We start from the raw sequence: 15,217 nt of genomic DNA, 5'->3' as shown, positions 1-15,217 counted from the left end.
TGAGGAAGGCACCACGATGATCGAGATCCTGAGCCCGGCCGAGGTGGACCGGGCGCGGCAGACCGGCGCTTTGGTCGCGAGCATTCTGCAGACCATGAAGAGCCGGAGCACGGTCGGCACCAATCTGCTGGACATCGATCAGTGGACCAAGGAGATGATCCTCGACGCCGGGGCGGAGTCCTGCTACGTCGACTACGAGCCGTCTTTCGGGCGCGGGCCGTTCGGTCACTACATCTGTACGGCGGTCAACGACGCGGTGCTGCACGGCCTGCCGTCGGACTACACGCTGGCCGATGGCGACCTGCTGACGCTCGACCTCGCTGTGCTGCTCGACGGAGTCGCGGCGGATTCGGCCATCAGTTTCATCGTCGGCGAATCGCGGCCGGCCGAGAGTGTCGCGCTGATCGACGCGACTGAGCGTGCCCTCGCCGCTGGGATCGCCGCAGCGGGGCCGGGGGCTCGGATCGGTGACCTGTCCCATGCGATCGGGACCGTGCTCAGCGAGGCCGGCTATCCGATCAACACCGAGTTCGGCGGCCACGGCATCGGATCGACGATGCACCAGGACCCGCACATCTCGAACACGGGTCGCCCGGGACGCGGCTACCAATTGCGCCCGGGCCTACTCCTCTGCCTGGAGCCGTGGGTGATGGCCGACACCGCCAAGCTCGTGACCGACGACGACGGCTGGACCCTCCGCAGCATCACCGGCTGCCGCACGGCCCACAGCGAACACACCATCGCCATCACCGATTCCGGCGCGGAGATCCTCACCGTCGTCTCTTAGGCGGCCTTGCTGAGCGGGTTCTGCTGGTCGAGGAGAGCTCGGGCGACGGAGGCATCGGCTGCGGTCGCGCGGACCTCGTAGCGGGCGGGGAGGAGTTCGGTGAAGACCGCCTCCGGGCGGTTGTGGACGAGTCCCCGCCCGAGGCCGATCAGCCCGCCGACCAGTACTCCGTACACGATGCCCCAGAGCACCACGGCCAGCCCTGACAGGTTGGTGTCCGCTACCAGGGTGACGAACACAGCCGCCAGCAGGCCGAGTGCGAGGCCCGTCCCGGCGCTCTTCGCCGCCAGCCCGGCCGTCGAGGCTCGCGGTCTCTCGGTCAGGACCAGCTCGGCACCGACGATCGCCAGACTCTCCCGGCTCATCCCGGACGATCGCAGGAACCCGACCGTCTCCTGGGCCTCCGGGTAACTCGCCGCGGAGACGATCACCGTGTCATGCACCAGCACCTCAACCCCAGACCGCAAAACCATTCCTCTCACCACCTAGCTCGCACCGGACCCCTCCACTAGTACCAGCCCGGCCAAATCTGAAACGTAAAGTTGCCCACGGCAACATGACTGAGCCCCGGGCAGGTAGACCCGGGGCTCAGCGAGGGTGCGGGGTCAGATGCCCAGCTTGGCGTTCAGGAGTTCGCGGACCTTGGCGGCGTCGGCCTGGCCGCGCATGTCCTTCATGACGGCGCCGATCAGGGCCCCGGCGGCGGCGGGCTTGCCGGAGTTGACCTTCTCGACGACGTCCGGGTTGGCGGCGATGGCCCGATCGATGGCCTCGATCAGGGCCGAGTCGTCCGAGACCAGAGCCAGGCCGCGGGACTCCATGATCTCGGCCGGCGTGCCCTCGCCCTTGACCAGGCCGTCGAAGACCTGGCGGGCGAGCTTGTCGTTCAGCGCGCCGTCGTCGACGAGCTTCTGGACAGCCGCCACCTCGGTCGGTCCGACGCCCAGGTCGCCGAGGTCCTTGCCGCTCTCGTTGGCGGCGCGGGCCAGCTCGCCCAGCCACCACTTCTTCGCCGCCGACGGGTCGACGCCGAGCTCGACGGTCTGCACGATCAGCTCGAGCGCACCGCCGTTCACGACGTCGCGCATCTCCAGGTCGGTGAGGTTCCACTCCTGCTGCAGCCGGACGCGTCGCAGGGAAGGTGCCTCCGGCAACGACTTGCGCAGCTCCTCGACCCATTCGCGCGACGGCGCGATCGGGACCAGGTCGGGCTCGGGGAAGTACCGGTAGTCGTCCGCGTCGGACTTCTCCCGGCCGGACGTGGTGATGCCGGTGTCCTCGTGCCAGTGCCGGGTCTCCTGGACGATCTTCCCGCCGGCGTTCAGGACAGCGGCCTGCCGGGTGATCTCGTAGGTGACGGCCCGCTCCACCGACCGGAACGAGTTCACGTTCTTGGTCTCGGTCCGGGTGCCGAAGACAGTTGCACCGCGCGGCTTCAGCGACAGGTTCGCGTCACATCGCAGTGAGCCCTGGTCCATCCGGGCGTCCGACACGCCCAGTGCGAGCACCAGGTCGCGCAGATGGTTCACGAGAACCCGGGCTACCGCGGCGGCCTTCTCCCCGGGGACCTCGATCGTCTTGGTGACGATCTCGATCAGCGGGATCCCGGCCCGGTTGTAGTCGACCAGCGAGTGCGACGCGCCGTGGATCCGGCCGGTCGCGCCACCGACGTGCAGCGACTTGCCGGTGTCCTCCTCCATGTGGGCGCGCTCGATCTCGATCCGGAACGTCTCGCCGTCCACCACGATCTCGGTCCACCCGTTGAAGGCGATCGGCTCGTCGTACTGCGAGGTCTGGAAGTTCTTCGGCATGTCCGGGTAGAAGTAGTTCTTCCGGGCGAACCGGCACCACTCGGCGATCTCGCAGTTCAGCGCGAGGCCGATCTTGATCGCGGACTCGACGCCGACCGCGTTCACCACCGGCAGCGCGCCCGGCAGGCCGAGGCAGACCGGGCAGGTCTGCGTGTTCGGCTCGGCGCCGAACTCGGTCGGGCAGCCGCAGAACATCTTCGACTTGGTGTTCAGTTCGACGTGGACCTCGAGGCCCATCACCGGGTCGTACTGCGCGAGTGCCTCGTCGATCGGCACTACCTCGGCAACGACAGTCATCGGGTGACCTCCAGCTCCGGAGCCTTCGACATCAGCACGCCACCCCACTGGTCGGCCAGCGCGGACTCCAGCGCGGCGCCGACCTTGTACAGCAGGTCGTCGCGCATCACCGGTGCCATCACGTGGAAGCCGACCGGCAGCCCGTCCTCGTCGGCCAGGCCGGCCGGGAACGAGGCCGCGGCGTTGCCGGCCAGGTTCGACGGGATCGTGCAGAGGTCGTTCTTGTACATGGCGATCGGGTCGTTCACCCGGTCGCCGATCGCGAACGCGGTGGTCGGCGTCGCGGGCGAGACCAGCACGTCGACGTGCTCGTAGGCATTGGCGAAGTCACGCGCGATCAACGTCCGGACCTTCTGCGCCTGGCCGTAGTACGCGTCGTAGTACCCGCTGGACAGCGCGTGCGTGCCGAGCATGATCCGGCGCTTGACCTCGGCGCCGAAGCCGGCCTCGCGAGTGAGCCGCATCACCTGTTCGGCGTCGTTCTCGCCGTCGTCGCCGACCCGCAGGCCGAACCGCATCGCGTCGAACTTGGCCAGGTTGGACGAGGCCTCGCTCGGCAGGATCAGGTAGTACGCCGGGAGCGCGTACTGGAAGTGCGGGCAGGACACCTCGACCACCTCGGCACCGAGCTTGGTGAGCAGCTCGACCGCCTCGTGGAAGCGGGCCTCGACACCCGGCTGGTATCCCTCGCCGCCGAGCTCCTTGACGACACCGATCCGCAGCCCGTTCACGTCACCGTGCCGGGCCGCCTCGACCACCGGCGGAACCGGCTGGTCGATCGAGGTGGAGTCCATCGGGTCGTGCCCGGCGATCACCTCGTGCAGCAGCGCCGCGTCGAGGGTCGTCCGGGCACACGGGCCGGGGGTGTCCAGGCTGGAGGCGAGCGCGATCAGGCCGTACCGCGAGGTTCCGCCGTACGTCGGCTTGACGCCGACCGTGCCGGTGAACGCGGCCGGCTGCCGGATCGAGCCACCGGTGTCGGTGCCGATCGCCAGCGGCGCCTGGTACGCCGAGATCGCGGCCGACGAGCCACCGCCCGAACCACCCGGGATCCGGCTCAGGTCCCACGGGTTGTGGGTCGGTCCGTACGCCGAGTTCTCGGTCGACGAACCCATCGCGAACTCGTCCATGTTGGTCTTGCCGAGGATCACGATGCCGGCCGCCTTCAGCCGCTTCACCACGGTCGAGTCGTACGGCGGCTTCCAGCCCTCGAGGATCCGCGAACCGGCCGTGGTCGGTACGCCGTCCTGGGTCAGCACGTCCTTCAGCGCGAGCGGAACGCCGGCCAGCGGGCCGAGCTCCTCACCCTTGGTCCGGCGCGCGTCGACTGCAGCTGCCTGGGCCAGTGCGCCCTCGGTGTCGACATGCAGGAACGCCCGTACGGCGGTGTCGGTGGCCGTGATCCGGTCCAGGTGCGCCTGGGTGATCTCGACCGAGCTGGTCTCACCGGACGCCATCAGCTCCGACAGCTCGACGGCTGTCTTACGGGTCAGATCGCTCATCAGTCCTCACTCAGAATCCGCGGCACCCGGAAACGCTGCTCTTCGGCGGCCGGGGCGCCGGACAGCGCCTGCTCGGGCGTCAGGCAGGGCACGTTCTCGTCCTTGCGCATCACGTTGCTCAGCGGCAACGCGTGCGAGGTCGGCGGGATGTCCTCCGCGGCCACGTCGCTGACCTGCGCGACCAGGCCGATGATCTGGTCGAGCTGCGGAGCGAGGTGGTCGAGCTCGTCGTCGGAGAGCTCGATCCGCGCCAGTCGCGCCAGGTGGGCGACCTCTTCGCGGGTAATCGATGGCATGAAAGGGATCCAATGGTCTCGCAGGATGGCCGGACCGCTGGTTCAGCCCGACCTGGCCATCCTAGTGGGCCACCACTGTCTCCTTTGCCCCTATATACCGCGGCCTGTGGATAGCGGGTTTCGGACCAGAAAGTGAGAGGCCGGGCGTGTCTTCGGGTTCCGCTCTGTAACATTGGCCGCGACAGGGCGTAACTTGCGTGGTAATCGGCTGGGAGATGATCGTTCGGTGTTCCTGCTGCGATTGATCATCCCGGACCGTCCCGGTTCGCTGGGCACCGTGGCAACCGCCCTCGGTGAGGTGAACGCGGACATCCATGCCATCGAGATCGTGGAACACCGGCGCGAGAACGGCACCGCCGTCGACGACATCGTGGTCGACCTGCCACCAGGTGTCCTGCCCGACCGGCTGGTCTCGGCCTGCAACAGCGTCCCTGACGTCGAGGTGATCTGGTTCTCCCGCTACGGCGCGGGTGGCGGCCTGCACATGGACCTCGAGGCTGTCGAGCAGATGACGTCGGCACCGGCCGAGGCGGTCGACATCCTGGTCGAGCAGGCGCCCTCGGTGCTGCACGCCGACTGGGCCGCGCTGCTGGACGGCACCGGCAGCGAGATCAAGGTCGCCCTGGAGACGAGCGCGACGCCGCAGTTCGGCGACCTGGTCAACCAGTGGCTCCCGCTGGACAAAGCGACCACTCTGGAAGCTCCGAGCCACCAGGGTCTGTCGGAGTCCGTGCTGGTCGCCGCACCTCTGGAGTCGAACCGTCGCGTGCTGGTGATCGGCCGCCGCGGTGGACCCGAGTTCCTCGGCTCCGAGGTCGCCCGCCTCAGCTACCTCGCCAACCTCGCGGTCACCATCCGCGCCACCGCCTGACCTCATAACAAAAGCCGCCCTCCTCCATCGCGGGGAAGGGCGGCATTTGCGTGCGGCGCTTCAGAAGAACTTGAAGTAGGCGAGGGTCCAGAGGGCGGCGAGGATCAGCAGGATCACGACGCCGATCAGCACGACGATGATGATCGCCTGGCTGTTCTTGTCGCCGCGTTCCGGCAGGTCGAACTGGGTCGGCCCCCAGGCGCCGCCGCCGTCCACCCGTTGCATCGCTTCGGGCGGCGGCTTGGCGACCTGGTGGGCCACCCGCTTCTCCGGCTCGAACTTCATTCTTTCAGCGTACTCAGACGTAGAAATTCTCGGACCGGATCGAGATGCTCCGTGAGCCGTAGTCGGAGTCGGTGTCGTTGCCGGTGATCTCCACCCGCCAGCCCGACACGTACCCGGCGTACGACTTGCCGTCGCTGTGCGACGAGACGTAGTCCTTCAGCGCCGCAACGTCCGGGCCCTTGAGGACGCCGAAGCCGTCCGCGATCGCCCCCGGCATCGCTGCCTTGATGTCGTCGCCTTCGCCGCTGACCCGGATGTCGAACGAGCTCAGGCCGCCACTGCTGCTGCCGTAGCCGTCGATGAGCTGCGAGCCGTACTTGCCGACCGTCTTCTTGCACAGCGAGGTGCAGGCGTACTTCTTCGCCTTCAGCGCCGCGTTCAGCTGCGCCTCGGTGATGTCGAACTTCTTGCGCGGCATCTCGAACGAGTCCGAACCCGACTTGCCACCCGACAGCGACAGGTCGCCACCGTAGTTGGAGAGCCGGAACTCGCCCCAGGTGCTGCCGACCTTCTGGTTCTTCTGGCCGGTCTTCACCGCCTGCTGAACCTTCGCCACCTCGCTGCCGCCGAAGGCGTCGTTGCCGATCGCCTGCAGCGCCTGGTCGAAGGTGACGCCGGCATTGTTCACGTTGTCGCTGTCGTAGGACCGGATCCGGACACCGATGATGGTCCCGTCGGACTGGAACTGGAAGACGACCTCGGCGGTCTTCGGACCGTCGTACTTGAAGCAGCCGCGGTGGGCGCCCTGCGGGCCGTTGAACAGGTCGCTGCACTGGAAGCCGGCGCCCTGCAACTTGTCGGTCGCGGTCTTCGCCTGGCCGGTCGCGTTGCCGAGCTGGCCGGCCGGCGGAGCCTGCGTCGGGTCACCATCCGGCGTCGTCGGGGCGTCGGTCGGCTGGGTGTTGTTGGTCGGCAGTGGGTCGGCTTCCTTCTTGTCGTCGCCGCCCAGCGCCTTGATGCCGAGGAAGACGAGCAGGCCGATCAGTACGACGCCGATCACGCCACCGCCGATGAACAGCGGCATCTTGTCCTTGCCGAAGCCACCGCCGCCCGGGCCCTTACCGCCAGGTCCACCGGTCTGCCAGGGTTGCTGCTGGCTGTGCTGCTGTTGCCAGCCGGGCTGCTGGCCAGGCTTGTTCTGGCCCCATTGCTGCTGCTGGTAGCCGCCCTGCTGCGGGGACTGCTGTCCCGGACGCTGACCCCAGCCCTGACCGCCCTGCTGCGGAGGCTGGCCTTGACCGGGCTGCTGACCCCAGCCGGCGCCACCCTGCCCCGGTTGGGGCTGACCCTGCTGGGGCGGCGCGGGCGGCTGTGCCGGGGGCTGCTGCGCGGGAGGACGTTGTCCCCAACCGCCGCCCTGGGGAGGCTGTTGCTGGCCCCACCCACCTTGACCCGGCTGTCCCCCTTGCTGCCCGCCTGGCTGGCCCCCCGGCTGCCCAGGACCCCACGGCCCTTGTGGCGGCGTCGTCATAATCGCTCCTTTGAACCCACTGGTAGACGGTGCAAACTAACAGTCCGACGGATCAACCCGGCGTCCGGCTCCATCAGATGTCCACTAGTCAGACACCGGTACTACGTGTCGCCGCCGTCCCCGTTCGTCGCAACCGCGGCTGCGGCCTCTGGTCCGTCCTCCAGGAGCACGCGGAAACCGGCCGCGTCCAGGATCGGTACGCCGAGCTGAACCGCCTTGTCGTACTTGGATCCCGGCGAATCGCCGACCACCACGAACGACGTCTTCTTCGAGACCGAGCTCGCCACCTTGCCGCCGCGGGACACGATCGCCTCGGTCGCCTCGTCCCGGCTGAACCCCTCGACCGTCCCGGTCACCACCACCGACTGCCCGACCAACGTCTGCTCGACAACCGGTCCGGTCCGCTCCTGCCGCATGACGACCCCGGCGGCCTTCCATTTGCGGACGATCTCCTGGTGCCAGTCGACCGCGAACCACTCCTTCACCGCGTGCGCGATGGTCGGCCCGACGCCCTCGATCTCGGACAACTCTTCCTCGGTCGCCGCCTCGATCGCGTCGATGTCGTCGTACGCCGCCGCGAGTGCCGCCGCCGCGGTCGGCCCGACGTGCCGGATCGACAGCGCGACCAGGCCGCGGGACAGCTGCTGGGTCTTCGCCTGCTCGAGGTTCGCGATCAGCTTCTGGGCGTTGGCGGACAGCGCACCGGCCTTGGTGGTGAAGAACGAACTGGTGGCCAGTGCCTCCTCGGTCAACGCGAACAGGTCGCCTTCGTCGGCGATCAACCCGCTGCTGATCAAGGCGTCCGCGGCCTTGAAGCCGAGCACCTCGATGTCGAACGCCGACCGGCCGGCCAGGTGGAACAACCGCTCGCGCAGCTGCGCCGGGCAGGACCGGGAGTTGGGACAGCGGATGTCCACGTCCCCTTCCTTCATCGCCCGCAGCGTCGTCCCGCAGGAGGGACACTCGGTCGGCATCACCCAGGGTTGCGCGTCGTCCGGGCGCAGCTCGATCACCGGTCCGAGGATCTCGGGGATCACGTCGCCGGCCTTCCGCAGGACGACGGTGTCGCCCGGGTAGACGCCCTTGCGCTCCACTTCCTGAGCGTTGTGCAGGGTCGCGAATTCAACGGTCGAGCCGGCGACGCGCACCGGTTCCATGACGCCGTACGGCGTGACGCGGCCCGTGCGGCCGACATTCACCTTGATTTCGAGCAGCTTGGTGGTGACCTCTTCGGGCGGGTACTTGTACGCGATCGCCCAGCGCGGCGCGCTCGACGTCGAGCCGAGGGCACGCTGCAGGTCGACCTCGTCCACCTTGACGACGACGCCGTCGATCTCGTGGTCGACGGAGTGCCGGTTCTCGCCGTAGTACGCGATGAACTCGTTGACCTCGTCGAGCGTGCCGACCCGGCGGGCCCGGTCGCTGACCGGCAGACCCCACTCCTTCAGCTGCTCGTAGGCCTCGGACAACCGGTGTACGTGGTAGCCCTCGACCTTGCCGAGGCCGTGCACGACGAACCGCAGCGGGCGGCTCGCGGAGACCCGGGGGTCCTTCTGCCGCAGGGATCCGGCCGCACTGTTGCGGGGGTTCGAGAACGGGTCCTTACCGGCTTCGACGAGTTGCGCGTTCAGCTCGGTGAAGTCTTCGACCCGGAAGTAGACCTCGCCACGGACCTCCAGGAAGGCGGGCGGGTCGTCGGTCTTCAGCTCGTTCGGGATGGAGTCGATGGTGCGGGCGTTGAGGGTGATGTCCTCGCCGGTGCGGCCGTCGCCGCGGGTGGCGCCGCTGACCAGGCGGCCGTTCTCGTAGACGAGGTCGAGCGCGAGACCGTCCACCTTCAGCTCGCAGAGGAAGCCGCTGTCGTGGATCTGCTGAGCGGTGACTTCGCGCTCCAGCCGCTTCGCCCACGCCTCCATCTGCTCGGCGGAGAAGGCGTTGCCCAGGCTCTCCATCCGCTGCGGGTGCTCGACCGCGGTGAACAGCGTCGAGATCGGTACGCCGACCTTCTGGGTCGGCGAATCCGGCGTACGGAGCTCCTGGTACTGCTCCTCGATCGCCTGCAGCTCGTGCATCAGCGCGTCGAAATCGGCGTCGGAGATGGTCGAGGTGGCCATGTAGTACCGGAAGCGGTGCTCTTCGATCTCCCGGCTCAACGCGGCATGCCGCTCGCGCACCTCAGCAGGCGCGGCAGGCTGATCGGCGGCGGCAGTCTCGGGGATCTCGTCACTCATACCCCGAAATCTACCGTCGCCCGCCGACAGAATCCGGCATCTGCACCAGGTGACAACTGCACAAGGGAAGGAAGGAAGGAAGGCGAGGGGAGGGGCGGGATTACTCTTCTGCCTTCTCGCCTACGACATCGGCCGTTTTGGGGAGCAGTTCGAGGCGGGCCCGGGCGTCGTTGGCCGAGACGGCGCCGGCGAGACCGCAACCCGGCGTGATCACGACCTGCTTCAGGCGTTCCGGGTCGAGGCCGAGTTGACGCCACTGACGGACGAGACTCATCGCCGCTTGTTCCTGGTTCGGGATCGGGCCCATGGTGGGGACCACCCCGGCGTACAGGGTGGTGCCGGCCTCTACTGCAAGAGCGATCTGCTCCCAGGCGGCCTCGGTGAGCACGGCAACGTCTATTGCCACTCCCCCGGCACCCGCCTTCGTGAACACCTCGATAGGCGGCCGTGCCGCACAGCAGTGCACGAGTGTGATCGCAGGCGCGACAGCTTCGATCACCTGGTTCAGCAGCTCCACTGCACCAGGACCATCGACAGAGCGATGCTTGCTCCACCCACTAGCCGTCGGCACAGCACCAGCCAGTACTGCGGGGAGCCCCGGCTCATCCAGTTGCACCAGGAGATCCGCACCGGGCACGCGCCGGCGTACCTCGGCTACATGTTGTTGCAGACCGTGCGCGAGCCCCTCTGCAAGGTCACGGCGAGCACCGTGATCAGCCAGCACCTTGTCACCACGCGGAAGCTCGACTGTCGCAGCCAGCGTCCAAGGGCCGACGCTCTGGATCTTCAGCGGACCGGTGTAGCCGTCAGCAACCTCTTCAAGCGTGTCCAGGTCCTGCTGCAACAGTGAGCGAGCCCGGCGCTGGTCCATGCTCGCGCGCGGATCACTACCACCGGTCAACCGCCAGCCAGCCGGTTGAAGATCTGCTGCGAGTTCGATCAGCAAGGCCGTCGAACGGCTGACCATGTCGCCGTACGGACGGGCAGGAAGCTCGGGCACGAACGGGATCGTGACAACGTCGAGGATGTACTTCGTCCACTCGGTGAAGCTCTCGCCGGGCAGCGAACCGATCCCGGTTGTCTCAGGCACGTCAGACGCTCTGGGTAGCGCGCTGGACGGTGTCGATGGTGGCCGAGCCGATCACGCGCGTTCCGTCGTACAGGACGACCGCCTGGCCGGGCGCGACCGCGTCCGCCGGCTCGTCGAACTCGACCAGCACCTGGTCGTCCACGAGCCGCGCAGTGACGGCGATCTCCTCGCCGTGCGCGCGCAACTGCGCCTTCACCTGCAACTCCGAGGTGGGCGCCGGACCACACCAGCGCGGCTTCGACGCCGTCAGCCGCTCGACCGCCAGCTCGGCCCGCGAACCGACCGTCACCCGGCGATCCACCGGCGAAATGTCCAGCACGAACCGGGGCTTGCCGTCGGCGGCCGGCGTACCGATCTTCAGGCCCTTGCGCTGGCCGACGGTGAAGCCGTGCGTGCCCTTGTGCTCGCCGAGCTTGTTGCCGGCGGCATCGACGATGTCACCGGGCGCCTCGCCGAGCTTGTTGCTGAGGAAGCCCTCGGTGTTGCCGTCGGCAATGAAACAGATGTCGTGGCTGTCCGGCTTGGCCGCGACCGACAATCCGCGCCGCTCGGCCTCGGCCCGGATCTCGGACTTCGGGGTGTCACCGAGCGGGAAGAAGGCGTGCTTCAGCTGCTCCTGGGTGAGGACGCCGAGCACGTACGACTGGTCCTTGGCCGGGTCGACCGCGCGGTGCAGCTCACGCCCGGAAGGGGTGTCCACGATCTGCGCATAGTGTCCGGTGGCGACCGCGTCGAAGTCGAGGGCGAGCGCGCGATCCAGGACCGCACTGAACTTGATCTTCTCGTTGCACCGCAGGCACGGGTTCGGCGTACGGCCTGCCGCGTACTCCGCGACGAAGTCGTCCACGACGTCGGCCGCGAACCGCTCGGCCATGTCCCAGATGTAGAACGGGATGCCGATCACGTCGGCGGCACGGCGGGCGTCCCGCGAGTCCTCGATCGTGCAGCAGCCGCGCGCGCCGCTGCGGTACGACTGCGGGTTCCGGCTCAGGGCGAGGTGGACACCGACCACGTCGTGCCCGGCCTCGGCCATCCGCGCCGCCGCGACGGCGGAGTCGACCCCGCCGGACATGGCTGCGAGTACCCGCATCAGTTGTTCCTTCCCACGTTCTGCAGTCCTGCGGACTTCGCCCGCTCCACGACCGGTCCGATGTTGTCCAGTACTGCGTCGATGTCTTCGCGCGTACTGGTGTGCCCCAGCGTGAACCGGAGCGAGCCGCGTGCCCGCTGGTCGTCGTACCCCATCGCCAGCAGCACATGACTGGGCTCGGCGACCCCGGCGTTGCAGGCGGAACCGGTGGAGACCTCGATCCCGCGCGCATCGAGCAGGAGCAGCAGCGAGTCTCCCTCGCAGCCGCTGAACGACAAGTGTGCATTGTTGGGCAAGCGGCCGACCGGATCGCCCGACAGCTGCGCGCCCGGCGCGGCCGCCAGCACGCCTTCGATCAGGCTGTCCCGCAGCTCGGTGAGGCGCTCGGACTCGTCCTTCTGGTGCTGGATCGAATACTCCAGCGCCACCGCGAAACCGGCGGTCGCCGGGGTGTCGAGCGTGCCGGACCGTACGTCGCGCTCCTGCCCGCCACCGTGCACGATCGGCACCAGCTGGGTCTCCTTGCGGACCACCAGCGCACCGATCCCGTACGGACCGCCGAGCTTGTGCGCGGAAATCGTCATCGCGTCGGCGCCGAGCGTCGCGAAATCGACCGGCACCTGACCGATCGCCTGCACCGCGTCGGTGTGCACCGGGATGTCGTGCATCTTGGCGAGCGCGGCGATCTCCTGGATCGGCTGCAGCGTGCCGACCTCGTTGTTGGCCATCATCACTGTGACGAACGACACGGACTCCGGGTCCTTCGCGATCGCCTCGGCGACGCTGTCCGGCCGCACCCGACCCAACTCGTCGACCGGCAGCCACTCGATCTCGGCGCCTTCGTGCTGCGCCAGCCAGACGGCAGGATCCAGTACGGCGTGATGCTCGACCCCGCTGAGCAGGATCCGCCGCCGTCGCGGGTCGGCCGCCAGCCGGGCCCACCACAGCCCCTTGAGGGCGAGATTGTCCGCCTCGGTGCCGCCGGAGGTGAACACGATCTCGCTCGGTTGCGCGTTCAATGCCTCAGCGATCGTCTCCCGCGACTCCTCGACGGTGCGCCGGGCGGACCGCCCGGACCCGTGCAACGACGAAGCGTTGCCGGTCCGCCCGAGGTGCGAGGTCATCGCCTCGATCGCCGCAGGCAGCATCGGAGTCGTCGCAGCGTGATCCAGGTAGACCGTACGACGCGCAGTTGAGCTCATAACACTGATAAGAGTAAGTCCCCCGCGGATGTTCCCGATCCAGTCATCAATTCGGGAATAGATCGGGCAGCCCGAAGTGTTCGAAGAGGGCCGGATCCCTGAAGAGGGTGATCCGGGTGTCCTCAGCGCGCCTACGCTCCCTGACCGCGGATCTGGTCCAGCCAGACATGGTCCGGATGGAGGTGGTGGACCATGTCGGCTAGCCAGGTGCGTCGGGCCGCGGAGAGGAGTGGGAGGGTCGTGGCCAGGTCGGCGCGGTCCTTGGGGCGGTTGCCCTTGGCTTTGTAGGCCAGCGCCATTTCGGGGTTCAGGTAGCGGATGCCGTCGTCGGCGACCCAGGTGATCTCGTCCAGTGTGTAGTCGAGCGCCGGGTCCCGGCGGAAGATCCAGCGGCCGTCCCGGTCGGGGTTGAGCACCACGTCGTACTTCCACGGCGCGAGGGCGTGTTCGCGGAGCCAGACCTGGTCGGCGGTGTCCGGCATCTCCGGCTTCTCCGGTGTCAGAGCGGTCAACCCGGCGCCGGCTGCCCAGACGTGGAACCTACCCTCGGCGTACCGGACGAGTTCCGGGACGTGCCGGCGCCAGAAGGAGACGTCCAGATCGTCATGGTGCCGCGGTACGCCGGTGAACGCCTCGATCGACCAGCCACCGGCTACCCACCAGTCGAGCCCGAGCCCGCCGAAGAACTCCTTCGCCTCGTCCCGCGTCGCCGGCTCCACCGGCCCGTACCGCCGCTGAAACTCCAGGTCCTCCGGATCGAGCCCATCCGGGTACCAGTACCGCTTCTCCATTCCCCGATCCTAGGGTTCGTCGGGGTGAACGAATTCGCACCACGGGGTTGTCGTTCGCGACGAATACGCGGGCGTTGACCGGTTCTACGGTTCGAACCATGGCGACCCTGAGCGAGATCGAGACGTGGCTACAAGACCGGGTGCCGGCGTTGATCGCCGAGCATCAGGTCCCCGGTGTGGCGGTCGGAGTGCTGTTCGGCGGCGAGGTGATCGACTACGCGACCGGCGTACTGAGTCAGGCGACCGGTGTCGAGGCGACCGCCGACACCGTGTTCCAGATCGGCTCGATCACCAAGGTCTGGACGACGACGCTGGTGATGCAGCTCGTCGACGAGGGGCTGGTCGATCTCGACAAGCCCCTCCGCGATTACCTGCCGGAGTTCGCCATCAAGGACGACGAGGCGGCAGGCGTCATCACCATCCGGCAGCTCCTCAGCCACCAGGCCGGCTTCGAGGGGGACATCTTCAACGAGACCGGCAAGGGCGACGACGCGGTCGAGAAGTTCGTCGCTTCCATCAGTGAGGTCGGCCAGCTCTTCCCGCCTGGCGAGCTGTTCTCCTACAACAACGCCGGCTTCGCGGTCCTCGGCCGCTTGCTCGAAGTACTGCGTGACAAGCCGTACGACGCGGTGCTGCGCGAGCACCTCTTCACCCCGCTCGGCCTGAAGCACGCGGCCACCGATCCGTACGAGGCGATCCTCTATCGCGCCGCGGTCGGGCACATCCGGCCCGCTCCCGAGGAGGCGCCGGTCCCCGCACCGATCTGGGCGATGACGCGAGGGATGGCACCAGCCGGCGCCATGCTCGCGATGCGGCCGCGCGATCTGCTCACGTTCGCCAACCTGCACCTCGACGATGGCAAGGCAGCAGACGGTACGACGGTCCTCAGCGCTGCCGGCGTCAAGGCGATGCAGGAGCCGCAGGTGAAGGTCCCCCCGCTCGGCCTGATGGGCGACTCGTGGGGACTCGGCTGGGAGATCTTCGACTGGGACGGCACAACGGTGATCGGCCACGACGGCGGGACGATCGGGCAGAGCGCCTTCCTGCGCATCGTGCCCGAGCACGGCCTCGCGGTCGCCGTACTGACCAATGGCGGCGACACCATCGAGCTCTACAACAGTGTCGTCGGCCATGTGGTCAAGGAGCTGGCCGGCCTGGACCTGCCTGCGCTGCCCACGCCGCCAGCTTCCCCTGTACCGATCGACGCGCACCGGATGCTCGGCACCTACAGCTGCGAGGTCGCCGACTTCACCATCCGCCAGGACGAGGACGGCAAGCTCTGGCTCGACCAGACGCCGAAGGGGATCTTCGCGGAACTCGGCCCGGCGCCGGAACCGACCGAGCTGGTCGGCCGCACTGAGGACAGCCTGATCGCGCTCGAGGCCGAGAACGGCGTGCACATGCCGCAGGTCTTCCTCGGCGACGACGGCAGCGGCCGCGCGCTGTACCTGCACAACGGCCGCGCCATCCGCCGCGCCAACGCCTGAGCCCTG

Annotated in this window: 14 protein-coding genes; 3 read left to right on the top strand and 11 right to left on the bottom strand. The window is 68.2% G+C overall.

What is annotated here, in order from left to right; translation table 11 throughout:
- The first annotated feature begins 16 nt into the window (after positions 1-16).
- Positions 17-787, top strand: a complete 771-nt coding sequence (gene map / locus ABZ004_RS31705) for a type I methionyl aminopeptidase (protein WP_355684763.1) — start codon at positions 17-19, stop codon at positions 785-787.
- On the opposite strand, the gene ABZ004_RS31700 is transcribed toward map, so the two are convergent.
- The 4 genes from ABZ004_RS31700 to gatC form a co-directional block, all read right to left on the bottom strand.
- Positions 784-1,260, bottom strand: coding sequence for a general stress protein (locus tag ABZ004_RS31700; RefSeq protein ID WP_355684762.1), 477 nt, complete (start codon positions 1,258-1,260; stop codon positions 784-786). The genes map and ABZ004_RS31700 overlap by 4 nt on opposite strands.
- A 132-nt stretch (positions 1,261-1,392) precedes the next feature.
- The gene (gene gatB, locus ABZ004_RS31695) at positions 1,393-2,895 is read right to left on the bottom strand and encodes an Asp-tRNA(Asn)/Glu-tRNA(Gln) amidotransferase subunit GatB (RefSeq protein WP_355684761.1); all 1,503 of its coding nucleotides are present in this window, start codon (positions 2,893-2,895) and stop codon (positions 1,393-1,395) included.
- Positions 2,892-4,397: an Asp-tRNA(Asn)/Glu-tRNA(Gln) amidotransferase subunit GatA gene (gene gatA / locus ABZ004_RS31690; RefSeq protein WP_355684760.1), complete on the bottom strand. Its 1,506-nt coding sequence runs from the start codon at positions 4,395-4,397 to the stop codon at positions 2,892-2,894. The genes gatB and gatA overlap by 4 nt, the downstream gene beginning before the upstream one ends.
- Positions 4,397-4,693, bottom strand: a complete 297-nt coding sequence (gene gatC / locus ABZ004_RS31685; protein ID WP_355684759.1) for an Asp-tRNA(Asn)/Glu-tRNA(Gln) amidotransferase subunit GatC — start codon at positions 4,691-4,693, stop codon at positions 4,397-4,399. Before gatC ends, gatA begins: the two co-directional genes overlap by 1 nt.
- Before the next feature lie 226 nt (positions 4,694-4,919).
- Here gatC and ABZ004_RS31680 point away from each other — a divergent pair, with 226 nt between their 5' ends.
- Positions 4,920-5,564, top strand: coding sequence for an ACT domain-containing protein (locus ABZ004_RS31680; RefSeq protein WP_355684758.1), 645 nt, complete (start codon positions 4,920-4,922; stop codon positions 5,562-5,564).
- Between the two features lie 60 nt (positions 5,565-5,624).
- On the opposite strand, the gene ABZ004_RS31675 is transcribed toward ABZ004_RS31680, so the two are convergent.
- The 7 genes from ABZ004_RS31675 to ABZ004_RS31645 all read right to left on the bottom strand — a co-directional run bounded on the left by ABZ004_RS31675 (position 5,625) and on the right by ABZ004_RS31645 (position 13,724).
- Positions 5,625-5,849 carry a hypothetical protein gene (locus ABZ004_RS31675; RefSeq protein WP_355684757.1) on the bottom strand — a complete coding sequence of 75 codons (225 nt, stop codon included), beginning with the start codon at positions 5,847-5,849 and terminating at the stop codon, positions 5,625-5,627.
- Positions 5,850-5,862: 13 nt separating this feature from the next.
- Positions 5,863-7,320 (bottom strand): hypothetical protein, encoded by a 1,458-nt coding sequence (locus tag ABZ004_RS31670; protein WP_355684756.1) that lies wholly within the window; start codon positions 7,318-7,320, stop codon positions 5,863-5,865.
- 101 nt (positions 7,321-7,421) lie between these two features.
- Positions 7,422-9,551, bottom strand: coding sequence for an NAD-dependent DNA ligase LigA (ligA, locus tag ABZ004_RS31665; RefSeq protein WP_355684755.1), 2,130 nt, complete (start codon positions 9,549-9,551; stop codon positions 7,422-7,424).
- A gap of 100 nt (positions 9,552-9,651) precedes the next feature.
- Positions 9,652-10,641 (bottom strand): methionine synthase vitamin-B12 independent, encoded by a 990-nt coding sequence (locus ABZ004_RS31660; protein WP_355684754.1) that lies wholly within the window; start codon positions 10,639-10,641, stop codon positions 9,652-9,654.
- Position 10,642: 1 nt separating this feature from the next.
- Complete coding sequence (mnmA, locus tag ABZ004_RS31655; RefSeq protein ID WP_355684753.1) at positions 10,643-11,731, bottom strand: tRNA 2-thiouridine(34) synthase MnmA; 1,089 nt, start codon at positions 11,729-11,731, stop codon at positions 10,643-10,645.
- Entirely contained in the window at positions 11,731-12,933 is a 1,203-nt protein-coding gene (locus tag ABZ004_RS31650) for a cysteine desulfurase family protein (RefSeq protein ID WP_355684752.1), read from the bottom strand. The genes mnmA and ABZ004_RS31650 overlap by 1 nt, the downstream gene beginning before the upstream one ends.
- A gap of 131 nt (positions 12,934-13,064) precedes the next feature.
- Positions 13,065-13,724: a hypothetical protein gene (locus ABZ004_RS31645; protein WP_355684751.1), complete on the bottom strand. Its 660-nt coding sequence runs from the start codon at positions 13,722-13,724 to the stop codon at positions 13,065-13,067.
- A gap of 98 nt (positions 13,725-13,822) precedes the next feature.
- Between ABZ004_RS31645 and ABZ004_RS31640 the strand changes: the two genes are divergently transcribed.
- On the top strand, positions 13,823-15,211 hold the full coding sequence (locus ABZ004_RS31640; protein ID WP_355684750.1) for a serine hydrolase domain-containing protein: 1,389 nt from the start codon (positions 13,823-13,825) through the stop codon (positions 15,209-15,211).
- Positions 15,212-15,217: the final 6 nt, after the last annotated feature.

This window comes from Kribbella sp. NPDC006257 (assembly GCF_040613535.1).
Lineage (GTDB): Bacteria > Actinomycetota > Actinomycetes > Propionibacteriales > Kribbellaceae > Kribbella.
The sequence above is the reverse complement of the archived record's forward strand: the minus strand, read 5'-3'. Positions and strand labels throughout refer to the sequence as shown.